General features: G+C 27.0%; 10 protein-coding genes. 3 read left to right on the top strand and 7 right to left on the bottom strand.

Translation table 11 applies throughout. The features are described 5' to 3' along the window. The first annotated feature begins 11 nt into the window (after positions 1–11). Positions 12–1,004, top strand: a complete 993-nt coding sequence (locus tag OC535_RS00485; RefSeq protein WP_227052855.1) for a Gfo/Idh/MocA family protein — start codon at positions 12–14, stop codon at positions 1,002–1,004. A 172-nt stretch (positions 1,005–1,176) separates the two neighbouring features. On the opposite strand, the gene OC535_RS00480 is transcribed toward OC535_RS00485, so the two are convergent. The 7 genes from OC535_RS00480 to OC535_RS00450 all read right to left on the bottom strand — a co-directional run bounded on the left by OC535_RS00480 (position 1,177) and on the right by OC535_RS00450 (position 11,038). After that, positions 1,177–2,358: an MFS transporter gene (locus OC535_RS00480; protein WP_227052854.1), complete on the bottom strand. Its 1,182-nt coding sequence runs from the start codon at positions 2,356–2,358 to the stop codon at positions 1,177–1,179. A 10-nt stretch (positions 2,359–2,368) separates the two neighbouring features. Further along, positions 2,369–2,728: a MerR family transcriptional regulator gene (locus OC535_RS00475; protein ID WP_024721516.1), complete on the bottom strand. Its 360-nt coding sequence runs from the start codon at positions 2,726–2,728 to the stop codon at positions 2,369–2,371. A 55-nt stretch (positions 2,729–2,783) separates the two neighbouring features. After that, positions 2,784–3,386, bottom strand: coding sequence for an RNA-binding cell elongation regulator Jag/EloR (jag, locus tag OC535_RS00470; protein WP_051409461.1), 603 nt, complete (start codon positions 3,384–3,386; stop codon positions 2,784–2,786). Between the two features lie 9 nt (positions 3,387–3,395). Next, complete coding sequence (locus tag OC535_RS00465; RefSeq protein WP_024721514.1) at positions 3,396–4,298, bottom strand: YidC/Oxa1 family membrane protein insertase; 903 nt, start codon at positions 4,296–4,298, stop codon at positions 3,396–3,398. Then, positions 4,299–4,637, bottom strand: a complete 339-nt coding sequence (gene rnpA, locus OC535_RS00460; protein ID WP_024721513.1) for a ribonuclease P protein component — start codon at positions 4,635–4,637, stop codon at positions 4,299–4,301. It abuts the gene before it with no gap. A 39-nt stretch (positions 4,638–4,676) separates the two neighbouring features. After that, positions 4,677–4,811 carry a 50S ribosomal protein L34 gene (rpmH, locus tag OC535_RS00455; protein ID WP_003535525.1) on the bottom strand — a complete coding sequence of 45 codons (135 nt, stop codon included), beginning with the start codon at positions 4,809–4,811 and terminating at the stop codon, positions 4,677–4,679. A gap of 263 nt (positions 4,812–5,074) precedes the next feature. After that, positions 5,075–11,038: an alpha-N-acetylglucosaminidase TIM-barrel domain-containing protein gene (locus tag OC535_RS00450; RefSeq protein WP_498822895.1), complete on the bottom strand. Its 5,964-nt coding sequence runs from the start codon at positions 11,036–11,038 to the stop codon at positions 5,075–5,077. Positions 11,039–11,710: 672 nt separating this feature from the next. On the opposite strand from OC535_RS00450, the gene dnaA reads away from it, so the two are divergent. Next, positions 11,711–13,057, top strand: a complete 1,347-nt coding sequence (gene dnaA, locus OC535_RS00445) for a chromosomal replication initiator protein DnaA (RefSeq protein WP_024721511.1) — start codon at positions 11,711–11,713, stop codon at positions 13,055–13,057. 153 nt (positions 13,058–13,210) lie between these two features. Then, positions 13,211–14,320 (top strand): DNA polymerase III subunit beta, encoded by a 1,110-nt coding sequence (dnaN, locus tag OC535_RS00440; RefSeq protein WP_024721510.1) that lies wholly within the window; start codon positions 13,211–13,213, stop codon positions 14,318–14,320. The last annotated feature ends 108 nt before the right edge of the window (positions 14,321–14,428 follow it).

Raw genomic sequence — 14,428 nt, 5'->3', positions numbered from 1 at the left:
GGAAACTTTAAATGAAACTTGGAATTATTGGTAGTGGCATGATTGTCCATGATTTATTATCTTTTATTGAGATTATTGATGAAATTGAACTAACTGCTATTTTAGGACGTAAAGAATCAAAGAAAAAAATAGAAACATTAGTTAATAAATATCATATTAAAAAATCTTATTACGATTATGATGCATTATTGAAGGATGAAGAAATTGATACAATTTATATTGCTTTACCAAATCATCTTCATTATGAATATACTAAAAAAGCATTATTATGTAATAAACATGTTATTTGTGAAAAGGCTTTTACTTCAAATGTAAAAGAGCTTGATGAATTAATTGAATTATCTAAAAAGCAAAATTGTCTTCTCTTTGAAGCAATTACCAATCAATATTTACCAGCTTATAAAAAAATTAAAGAAAAATTAAATGAAATTGGAAAAATTAGTATTATTTCATGTAATTATTCACAATATTCTTCACGCTATGATGCTTTTAAACGGGGTGAAATTTTACCTGTATTTGACATTAATCAATCTGGTGGAGCTTTAATGGATTTAAATGTTTATAACATTCATTTTACAATTGGTTTATTTGGAAAACCAGATAAAGTCCAATATTTAGCTAATATTGAAAAAGGTATTGATACATCAGGTATCGTATGTTTAGAATATCCAACTTTTAAAGCAATTTGTATTGGTGCTAAAGATTGTGGTGCTCCTATTACTTCAACAATTCAAGGTGATTTAGGATGTATTAAAATAGAAGGTCCAACAAGTACTTTAGGTGATGTTCAAATAATCAAAAATAATGGCGAAAGAGAAATTATTGATTCAAGTAAATATCATCGTATGTATGAAGAGTTTAAAAAAATGGCTAGTTACATAGATAATAAAAATTATGATATATGTCATGAGATGCTTGAACATTCTAGAATCGTAATGGACGTACTAACCAAAGCCCGTGAAAGTGCAAATATTATCTTTGGCTGTGAAAAAGATATAAAATAAACTTTTTAACAAGATAATATATTAACAAAAATAGAAGCAGCTAATCAAAAAAGGTTCTTACTCGATAATGGGTAATTAAAAATATGAGATTTCAAAAATGATTGTATTTAATAATCATTTGAGAAATCTCTTTTCTCATATTTACCCTAAAGTAAAAATGAACCTCAAAAAATTATCTACTTTTGTTTTTAATATAATAAAGTGATAAAAGTGTTGCTAAAAGAAAAGAAATTAAACCAAATATGAATGGCAGATGGGGATCAAAAGTATAAAAGAAACCAGCCAGTAAAGCCCCAATAATCCCACCTAACGACTTTATTGCATTGTAAAATCCCATAACTATACTGTTATTTTTATTAGTTGTATATTTTACTATTAAATCTTGAATCAATGGAATAATGATAGAATTTAGTGCAAAGAAAATTACATTCATTATAATAAAAGTAACAATATTATTTGTTGTAAGAACTCCTATCATCGTAATGCTGCTTAATAATAGGACTAACATTGATGATTTTGAAACATCTGTATTTTTGATGATCCACAAACAAATAGTCCCGTTAGCAACTAAAGAAATAAAACCAATTGATGCTTTGATAATTCCATTATAACCAGAGCTTAAATTAAAAATATCTTTGATATAATAGTTAAAACTTTGCTCAAATGCTGTAAATCCTAAGAAATTTAAACAACAAATACTAAACAAAATCAAATATTTTTTATTCATAAATATTTTAGCCTGTTTAAATGAATTAAACGGGTTAGCTTGTTTAAGCAAAAAATTTAATTTGTATTTCTTTGTTGAAAAGACATCATTTTTACAAAAAATATAAAATAATATTCCACAACCAGCTAAAGTTAAAGCTTGAATGGCAAATGTCAAATCAATTGAAATTTCTCCTAACATACCTCCGATAAAATAGCCAAATGCTGCACAAACAGTTGCCACAGTCGCTAGAATGGTTAAATTATGTCCCCTCTTTTCAATAGAAGAAGTGTTGACAACGTATGTTAAGAAACTTACATAACAGCCTCCTGTAAAAACTCCTGAAAACAATCTTGCAAAAATAATAATATTTTGCGATGTTGCTTGCCAAAATAGTATCTGTCCAATCGCATAACCAATACTGCATATTAACATTGTTGTTTTGCTATTTATTTGCTCATTTAATTTTCCCCAAAATGGTGAGAATAAAAAATTCATTCCCATCATTGCTCCATAAGCTACACCAAACATATAACTATCTAAATTTAGATTTTTTATAACTGTAGGTGTAATAGGATGAGCATAATTAGCCGCTAAATTGAACAGTCCATTAATAATAAAAAATATTAATAACTTGTTTTTATTCATCTTTTTTCCTCTACTTCAATTTTTCACTATATAAATTGATTTTATAATTTATCATCTCAATATTTTTTTCCAATTCCTCTTTTTGCTGTAATAATATTTCTTTTTGTTTTAAAAAAATTTCATATCTTTGTTTTAATGTGTCGTCACCTTCATGACATAATTCAATATAGTCTTTTATATGAGCTATTGTCATTCCTGTTTTGCGCATACATATAATTATATCTAGCCACTGTAAGTCATTATCATCATAAATTCTTTTATTGCTTTGATTCTTTTTTATTTTAGGAAGTAAACCCTCTTTTTCATAATATCTAAGAGTTGATGCACTAAGATTATATTTTTCTGTTACTTGTTTTATCGTATATTCCATTATTATTTATCCTATCATTAAATTTTTATATGAAAAAACACATGATACCATGTGTTTATTCTACATATGAAATGACCATATGTCTATTTTTCCCTTCACCATGACTCTCTGTTTTAACATGATCTAGTTTAGACAACTCTTGGTGCATAACTTTACGTTCATCAGCAGGCATTGGATCCAATTTGATATCAGATTTCGTTCTTAATACCTGTTTACCTAATCTTCTTGCCATTGAAGCAACTTTTTTATAACGATCTTCTTTATAACCATTAATATCAATACTTAATTCAATTCTTTTTTTATATGTAGTACTAACAGCATTTTTTACAATAAAATTAATTGCTCGTAAAATAACTCCTGCTTTTCCAATTAATATAGAATTATTGCTAGTATTTATATTGCAATAGATACGCCCATCTTGCAAGTATGATACTGTTTCGATTTCAAATCCCATATCACTAATAAAACGTCTTACATACTCTTCAATGTACTCTTGAACCATTGAAATAGTATAACATTCGATTTCTGCTTTTTTAGTAAAAAATGTTCTTGTTTCACTTATTACTTCATAATTTAAATCTTCTATAGTTACCCCTAAATCTTGACAAGCTAAATTAATTGCATCTTGCACTGTTTTTGCAGTATATCTTTTCATCATTTTATTCACCTACTTCTTGTTGTTCATAAAATTATTAGTAGTTGAAGAATCAATTTCTTTTCTTACTTTTTCAATATGGAAAAATTGAATATATACAGTTCTGACTATATTGATAACATTAGTTGTAATCCAATATAATGACATTGCTGATGGCATTGTTGCAGCTAAATAAACAATAAAAACTGTCATTACATTATTCATTGTATTCATTGACTGCATTTGTTGGCTTGGACGATATTTTGGTGAACGTTTAGCCATAATTTGAGTAATCTGCATTGCAAAAAATTGTGTTCCTGCTACCAATAATAACAATATTATATAACCAATATCAAATTCTAGAATATGACCAAATGGCTTATCACCTAAATTAATCCCAAAAATCACAGTTTTATACAAATCATCAATTCTTTGTACTGCTTGCCACATAGCAAACATAATCGGTAAAGTTAAAAATGTTGCAAATGAACCAAACATGCTTACATTATGTTTTTTGTATAAATTTTGAATTTCAGCACTTTGACGCATTTGTGAAGCTTGATCTTTACGACCTTTATATTTACGTTGAATTTTTTCTAATTCCGGTTGTAATAACTGCATTTTTTGAGTTGATACAGTTGATTTGATCATTATTGGTAAAGTAATAATATTAACAACAACGGTAATTCCAATTACTCCAATAGCTACATTTCCCACAAATTGATCAATAAATAAAATTCCTTTTGCTAATGGAATAACAAATATGAAATCAAACCACCCTGCACTTAATGACCAAGGTGTTGACATTGTTATTGCTCGAGATGCAATAAGTTCACCATTTTTATCAAGATTTTGTGCACATCCTGTTAAAATAGCGACTAGGAAAACCAAACAAAATACTTTTAAGATTTTTTTAGTTTTTTTATCTAATACCATTTAACCTTCCATCCTTTTTAATATTTTTTTATACAAATATTTTAGCTCATTTAGATTAGAATTAAAATCTAAATCTAAATATTTATTTCGTACTATAACAATATAATCACAACTATCATTAAAATTTATAGTTTGTTGAACAATCATTCTAACTTGTCGTTTAATTTTATTTCTAACTACTGCTTTACCTAATTTTTTACTCACAGATATTCCAACACGTGCATGACCTACATCATTTTTTAAATAATAAATAATGAAAGATCGATTAGCTATACTTTGTTTCTTCTTAATAATATAACTAAAATCTTCATTTTTTTTAACTCGATAATCTTTTTTCATAATTTTCAGAAAAAAAACCCACCGTAAAGTGGATTTTTCTTAAGCAGATAAGACTTTTCTTCCTCTTTTACGGCGACGTGCAAGTACTTTTCTTCCTCCTACAGTAGCCATTCTAGCTCTAAAACCATGAGTTTTTGATCTTTTTCTTTTATTTGGTTGATATGTTCTTTTCATTAATTACACCTCCAAAATTTTTATACTTTTTATACAAATAACATATGCTCCCCCATTTTATATGAAAAACCTCTTTAAGTCAATGAAATTCAAGGAAAAAGTAAATTTAGATAAAACTAACAGTTACTATTTATAATTTAAATAATAGAATTAAAAAAAAGCATAACACTTTTATCAAGTTTGTTATGCTTTTTCATTTTTTAACATAGATAATTTTTACACCAAAGATCCTGTAAAAATAGATAGTTTATTTTTTTACATAATTAATCTTCTTTTCTTTTATGTCCAGATAAAATGGTAAACATGCTTAATAAGCCAAGTCCTGCAAATAAACAAATTAGGTTATTATCACCAGTATCTATTGCTGTTGTATCACTTGATTCTACTGGAATTACAACTTTACTTGTATCTACTGTATTAACTATTAATTCATCTATTTTCATACCTAAGACATTTGTTACATTATCTACTTCTTCTTGTGTTGCTTCTGGATCTTCTAATACTTCTTTTGCTTCATTTAAAGCATCTACTACTATTGCCCATGATTCAATACTATAGTTTGCCACATTTAAGCTATTTGCTTTATTGATCAATTCTTGTAATAAGTCTTTATTCGGTTTTAATCTTAAATCTAAGAAAGCTTTTACTAACTCTGTAAATACTTCATCAACTTCATCTTGCATTGCATTAACATCTGCTAATACAACATTTGCTTTATCTAATGCTGGTAACATATCAGACCATGATGATTCAATGTATTTGCTTTCATCTAATCCATTGATTTGATCTACTTGTTTTTGTAATGCACTCTTATCACCTTTGTAGAATTCTAACATCTGCATTGCATTTGCTAGTCGATCAAAAGCATTATTTACTTCTTCTTGAGTAGCTTTTTCATTACTGTATACTGCTTTAGCATTTTCTAATGCTTCATTGAATTCAGTTACTACAGCTGGTACGACATTTTCTAAATCTGCAGCTTCTGCCATATCAATAGCTATAGCTAATGCTTTTTTATCTCTATCATTAGCAATTTTTACTAAACTATCTTTAGCATCTTGTAATAAATTAAAAACATTATCTACATCTGTTTGACTAGAATCACTATTATCTAAAATAATTTGTTTTGCATTTATTAATTGCTCATCAAAAATTTTCCATGATGTTTCTGTATATAATTTTTCATCAATTTTTACACATTCTTCTACTAATCTAATAAGTTCAGCGATATTACCTCTTAATGTTAATTTATCAGCAGTTTCATTTAATTTTGTATTAATTTCATCAATTATTTCTTGATTATAAGTATCTTTTTTACAAATAATCTGGGCTTTATCATATACTTCTTTAAATTCTATCCAGCTTGTAACTGTAGTATTATTTTCATCATAGCCTGCTGTTATTTTTTCTTTTACTAAATTTAAAGTATCTTTTAAATTTGAATTATCGCTTGTTTGATATACTTCAATTTCTGATATTCCTGGATATGGAGAACCAGCATCGGTAGAATATGAATTAATTGTTACTTTAACATCTTTAATTATTTGATCATTCATATTGATAATAAATGTATAACCATTTTTTGATCCAGTGGAATTTGTATAAACTTTTTCCCAATCACCATTTTCTTTTTGTACTAAAACATCGAATCCTAATTGTGTATTACGATAGCCATTTTCTTCAAAAGCAACTTTTATATAATTTATAGAATAACTTTTATCTAATGTTACTCCTCCAGATACTGGTAAATTAGTTCTTGAATTTGCAACCCAACAATCTTCAAAATTACCATTATTTATCTTTTCTTTTGAATAAGAACTCATTAATTCATTATCTGCATACGGTGTTCCTAACAAAGCAACATTCGTATTATCTTCATGAATAAGATAATTTTTAGCTAATTCTAAATAGCCTTCTGCCTGATATATTTTATCATTTGTAGCAGTTTCAATATTTTCAAAGATATCTTTAGCTTGTTGATAATAATATTGATATTTAGCAAAATATTCAGATATATATTCATTTTTATCTTCATTTGCTAAATTATCTATATCATTTTTTAACTTACTGATGTCTACTAAATTATTAACTGCATTTTTTAATGTATCAATTGCATTTTTATAATCACTACTATTACTATTTACATCATTTATAATAATTTGGGCATTATCAATAGCTTTCAATAGAACATTATAACTTAATTTAGAATAATTATTTTCATCTAATGACATTGCTTCATCAACTAAATCATTTAACTGATTAATTAAATTACTTGCAAATGATATTTGAAGCTCATCAATGACTTTACCATCATTAACTAATTGAATTGTTGTTTTATCATTAACAATTGTATCGCCTGATAAAACATTTTCATCTTCAACACATTGTAATTCGCCACTTCCAGCATATAAAAATGATAACAATTCATCTACTGTAATTCCATCTTGAACCCCATTTATAATCTTATTTTCAATAAACATTGATGTTCCATCTATTAGCTGGATTCCTTTACTTGAATAAATTTTCATTTCACATAATGCTGGATAAATTCCACCATTAGTCTCAAAAGTAATTTTTACATCATTAACTAATTTAGCTTCATCTAATGGAATATTTATTGTATATGATTTATCTTCCTCATTATAACTTTGACCACTATAAATTTTTTCCCAGTCTGCATCATTATTTTTAGTTTCAATATAAAATTTCATTATATTATTTCCTAATACTGGACGTGTTTCAAAAATTAACTGTAATCCATAAATTGAATATTCTTGATTAAATTTAATTCCTGCACTTACTGGAGTTGCTGAAGTTTGAGCAATCCACATTGATCCAGCATTATTATCATTAATACGACTTGCAGCATAGCTTCCTAAAGTTGTATCTGCATAAGCAGTTCCTTCTAAAGCAATATTTTCATCCACGATTTTATCTTTTTGAGCTTGTCCAGTTAAATAACCATCACATATTTCTAAATATATTTCATTTAATCCTCGATATTCTTGATTACCATCAGCAGCTTTTACTATCGTAGAATAATTAACATCATTAGTTACAACATCCCAACCAATGTTAAAATAGTCTTGATTACTTGATGGAGCAATAAAATTACCTGTTTGCATTGCATCTTCTAATCGATTTAACCATAATTTCCACATTTCATAACTATAATCTTGTTCTAAACCATTATATTGTCGATGTGCATATGTTTGTAATGTCTTAGAGCTCCAAATACTTACAATAGCTTTAGCATTAATTATCATCATATCCTTTGAATAATCATCATATGTACTACTATTTCGTGAATCACTATAAAAATTAGTAGCTTTTGATATCCATGTACCATATAACGAATCTTTTTCAAAACCTGCTATTTCATCTATAAGCAAAATACTATTTAATAACTTATCTTTATATTTTGTAAAGATTTCATAATTTTTACTATTATATGCCTCATTTATACGTTCAAAAAATTCTACTTGGCTATTGGCAACAGTCTGTCTTAAAATATCAACTACATCATAAACATAACATTCATTATCTTTAAATTTATCAAAATCTTTCATTAATAAATCAGTTGCTTTTTCAAATTTTGTAGGATCATATGTTAATTTATAATCTCCTATTACAATCTCTGGATTAAATGATGGACGCATATTAGTAATACAATTTACATTACCAGTATGATATTTTGCACTACCGTCTTCATTATTAGCACCATAAGCAGTAGATAATAAGATTTTCCATGCTTCCCAAGCATTTTGAGAATATTCGCCATAACGTCTAGTAATATATTCTTTTAACCATGCCTCAGTATCTTTAGCTTCACTTTCCCAAGCCATTTCCCAAAATAAATCATAATTGACTGGATTTAAAAGAGTTCCCTCTGGTGTGATTCCGATTCCTTTCATATGCTTTGATTCACTATTTGCTTTTGTAATCTGAGTTGCTAAATATTCTAATTCACCATGCATTCCTGTTCTTCCACCATAGTTATCCAACATACAAAATACCCATGATGTTCCACCAAACTCTTTACCATTCCAATTTGTAGTATTACTCCAATGAGGATTTTCTGTAGCATCTAAATCTAAAACAAGAACATGATCTTCTTTATTTTCACCAAAGCCTTCTAAAATTTCAGGATTAGGATTAGATAACCATGATTGAATTACCCATACAGCATTTTCATCATATTCCATCATTTGATCTAAAATATGCGCTGACATTTGCGGTTTACTTAGATCAGGAGGAATAATCCCACCTTCATGAGCTAAATCACCAGCATAAAAATTTGTAATTTGTCCATAAATATATTCTTGTGTATCATAAAATTTCTGAGCTAAATCATCATAGCCATCATAAGTCGTTTTTAATATTGGAGGACGTGTAAATCCTGACCAATCACCTTGTTCAACCATATATGGATCAATATCTTCATAACCATAATCTTCCATTAACGTTTCATTAGCAATGTCACCAAAATGTTCTGGCATTGCTCCCATAAAACCTTGTAAACAAGGCTTCATACCTAAAACAGCCATTTTACGTTGATTAGTTCTTGCCATTTCAACTGTATCAATAACCCATTCGTCACTAACTGGTCCGCCATAAGATTCTAAATTTCCCATTAACCACCAGGCTTTATAGGAATAACCACATACGAATGATTTTGCTTCTTCGATATCATAACCATAATTTTGTAAATACTCTATCCATAGTGCTTCAGTAGCAGTAGTATCCAAAATCAAATTAACCCCATTTAATGCAAAATAATCTAATTCTCTTTGCCATTCATCGTATCCCCAAAATGGCATTGTATAGGATAACGTACAATAATTATAAGCATAACGTATTTCATAAGGTGATTCTTTGTAGATAACTTCATTTAATACGGGAATAGTATCCGGCATTTTTACTTGTTTAGTTTGCTGTGAAATATGAACGTTACAATAATATTTCAAAAAATAATTTAATCCTGTAGTTAGGGATAAACCTTCATTACCTTTAATATGAATTTTTCCATCTAAAGAAGATAGTTCATAATAATCTTTGCCAGAATCATTTTCTGCTAATTCAAAAGTAAACCAATCATTATACTTTTCACCTAATATTCTTGTAATAACACCTCTAACCTCTGCAAATACATCAGCATCATTAAAAGTATCAGCTATATTATATTTACCATTTTCATCACTAATAGCTTTAGTATCAACATGATAATTTTCTAATAGCCAGTCATCATACGATTCTATATTTAAATCTGTGCGTGTTTCAATTTTTTCAACATCACTTTTAATTCCATAAACTTTTATTTCTGAAATTTGTGAGTTTGCCCCTTCTCCATTTGAATTTGCTGTAACATTTACTCGTATCACACGATATGTATTATTACTATCAAGAATAAATTCATCACCATTTTCATTACTTTCTTTAAGCTCTGTTTTAGCAATTCGTTCAAAATGAACGCCATCTAAACTGCCATACAATGAATAAGCAAATTTAACATTACCTTGAGGCATATAAACCTTAATTTTTGATATATCATAATTTTCTAATAAATCAACATCTACATATTTAGGATAATCCTCACCAATCCATGAAGTCGATCTTTGTCCATCTACAACTAATGATGAAAAATTACTATTAGTAGTTGATCTAGTAGGTTTACCATATGCAATATTATCAGGATCATTAGGATCTACACCTGGCATATCAGGTACTTCATAGTCAGGATTTTCTATTCCATAAACCTCTAATTCATTTATATGCACACTAGTATTAGCTGAATTATATGTCATTTTAACTTTAACATATTTTGCAACTTTAGTTTCAAATAAATAAGTTTCCCCATTTTCTGTTTGTAAAGTATTATCGGTTTTTTCTCCTACTTTTTCATAATTAAAACCATCAACGCTTGTATAAACTTCATAATTATAATAACGGCTTCCATTATAATATGGGATAACTATTATTTTTGAAACATCAAAATACCCATCTAAATCAACTAATAATTCACTTGGATATAAACCACCGTCCCAATAAGTAGTCTTATCACCATCTACTGCTCGAGATGAATTTCCATTACTTGCAATAGTTAATTTATTTAAAGCTACGTTTGATAAACCATCGCTATTTTCAATAGCTTTAACATCAATAGCTAAATACCCGATAATCATTGTAATGACAATCAAACTTTTAACTATTTTTTTTAATATCTTCATATCTTTCCCTTCTATCGTTTTAAACTTTATATTTTTATCATAATTATATTTATAAAAAACTGAATTATTTAAATTTGTAAATACAAATAATACACCACCCTCTTCCTTATACACTTATAGCTATAACTATAATATTTAATTAAAATAATTCAGTTTAATTATAATTTTTATTTATTTAAACTATTTTATTATATTATAACACCAAATAATTAGTAAAATTTTATAATTATTAGTAAAATAATACTATTTTTTTAATTTATTTTTATCTATAAATAAAAAGATAATTAACTCATATTACAATGGTTAATTGTGACATTCTTTGATAGCAATTTTTAGGTTATGCACAGAAATACATATTTTATGCACATAATTTGTTCAGTGTGATTTTGAATGTGAATAAATGTGAAAAACTGGTAAAAATATTGTCAATATTATGTTTTACTTGTGAATATTTAGTGCATTATCATTTTTATCTACTAATTTCATCACAATTTTCACATTCACATCATTTATTATGCACAAATAAAGTTGTGAATAATGTGAATAAGTTAGAAAAACCTTAATAAATATAACAATTATTGTGAATAACTTTGTGAATAGAAATTTAGCCTCTTTTTTGTTCTTTAATTTTACAATTTATTTGCTTATAATTATGATGCGGAGGTGAAAATAATGCGTGATAATAGTAAAATTTGGCAATTATGTCTTGATACTCTTGAAAGACAAAATTTACCTGAAGAGCGAAAAATTGATAAAGTAATCATGGAATCTGTTTTTAGAAATGCTCAAATTGCTTCTATCAATAATAATAAGGTTACTATTACGACACCTTATTCTTTTAATGTAGAAACTATAAAGAATAATTTAAAAGATATTGAAGATATTCTTTCAGGTATGCTAGCATCACCAGTAACTGTAGAAATAATCGGTGAAGATGAATTTAAAAAATCGATCACTCAAGAAAAAAAAGAAACATTTAAAGACAATCTTAATCGAACTTTAACATTTGATAATTTCGTTGTCGGCGGATCCAATAGAATGGCACAAAATGCAGCTTTGCTTGTATCAACTAATCCAGGATCAAATTTTAATCCTTTATTCATTTATAGTAATCCTGGTCTAGGTAAGACTCATTTATTGAATGCAATTGGTAATTATGCTAAAGAGATAAATCCTGGTCTAAAAATCCGTTATATTACAAGTAAAGATTTTGTTGATGAAGTAATTGGCGCAATGAAAAGTAAAGATGGCGATGAAATCTATGCTAAATATAAGACATTAGATATTTTGTTAATTGATGATATTCAATTTCTCTTCAATAAAGAAAAAAGTAGCGAAATGTTCTTTCATATTTTTAATGAAATAATTAATAACAATAAACAAATTGTTATTACCAGTGATAAAATGCCTGAAGAACTCCAAGGTATTGAATCACGTTTAATAAGTCGTTTTAATTCTGGTTTAAGTTTTGGAATCGATCCACCGGAATTTGAGACGGCACGAGCTATTTTAGAAAAGAAAATTGAAAATCTTGATAACCCATCTCTAGTTATTCAAGATGATGTTGTTGATTTCATGGCCAATCATTATTGTAAAGACATTCGTAGTCTCGAAGGAGCGTTAAAACGTTTATTCTTTTGCAGTATTATGAACCATACAAATACTATCGATATGTCTTTTGCACTTGAATCTTTTAAGGATGATAAAGTAGTTAAGAATCCTAAAAGTGCTTTAACTAAGGAACTAATCTTAAAAACAACAGCAGAATTTTATTATTTAACGATAAGTCAATTAATCTCTAAAAATAAAACTAGAAAATTAACTACACCTAGAGAAATGTGCATGTATCTAATGCGTGAATTATTAGATATCACATTTGCAGAAATTGGTATGACATTTAGTAATCGTGATCACTCAACAGTTATGAAAGCTTGTGCCCGTGTAGAAACTAAAATAAAGAAAGATACTGATTACAAATTAGCTATAAATAAGTTAAAAGAAAAATTAAATGTAAATTAAACACATTACTGCCACAATTAAAACACATTGTTATGCACATAAAAAACACTGATTATATCAATACTTTTATAACTTATGCACATTATTCACAAGATAATAGTAATAATAAAATTTAAAAAAAATATATATAAATATTAAAAGGAGAAAAAATTTATGAATTTTAAAATAAAAAGACTTAAATTATTAAATGCTCTTTCTAAAGCTACTAAAGCTGTTTCTATTCGTAGTCCTTTACCTGTACTTACTGGAATTAAATTTGATCTACATGAAGATAGTTTAATTTTGACAGGAAGTGATTCTGATATTACGATTCAAACTAAGATTGAAAAAGATGATGATTTAATTATTTATCAAACAGGAGGAGTAGTTCTTAATTCACGTTATATTTTAGATATTGTTAGAAAAATAGATAGTGATGATATAACAATTCAAATAATCGATGGTGCTTTAACAAGAATTTCAGGTTCAAATTCAAAATTTGATTTAAATGGTACTGATGTTTTAGATTATCCACGAATAGATTTATCTAAAACAGGTACTAAAATACTTTTGAATTCATTAACTTTAAAAGATATTATTTCTCAAACTAAATTTGCAGCTAGTGATAAAGAACATAAGCCAATCTTAACGGGAATAAATTTTAAAGCTGCCAATAATCAATTAGAATGTACAGCTACTGATAGTTATCGTTTAGCTAAAAAAATTGTTAGTTTAGATGAAAGCGTAACATTTAATATTACTATTCCTCAGAAATCTTTAGATGAAATATCAAAAATAATTGAAAAAGATGAACTAATTGAAATGTACGTATCTGACCGCAAAGTACTATATGTTTTTGATAATAATATTATTCAAACTAGATTGATCGATGGCAGCTTTCCTGATACGAATCGTTTAATTCCTAATAGTTTTGATTATGAATTAGATTTAGATACTCATTACTTATTGAATGCTATTGATCGTGTTTCATTACTTACAAATGAGCAAAATAATATCATTAAATTAGATATGGATCCTGATAAAATAGTTTTATCTTCTTATATGCAAGAAATTGGTTCTGTTGAAGAAATATTAGATAAAGCTTTTTATAAAGGGGAACCTTTAAGTATCTCATTTAGTTCAAAATATGCAAATGATGCGATTAAAGCTTTTAATGATCCTAAAATAAAGATATTGTTTACTGGAGAAATGAAACCTTTTATTATTAAAGATTATGAAAAAGATGATGTTATTCAACTGGTTTTACCTGTAAGAACTTTCTAAAGCTACATACTGTAGCTTTTTTTCGTGAAAGTGTTTTTTTACTGGGCATATTAATTATACGTGGATAAATTTTAAATATGAGCAAAATTTAGTTAAAAATAACTTTTT

Source organism: Clostridium sp. Marseille-Q5894 (genome assembly GCF_946902305.1).
Classification (GTDB): Bacteria; Bacillota_I; Bacilli_A; order Erysipelotrichales; family Coprobacillaceae; genus Thomasclavelia.
Note: the sequence above shows the minus strand (reverse complement) of the source record. Positions and strands in the feature narration are given on the sequence as shown.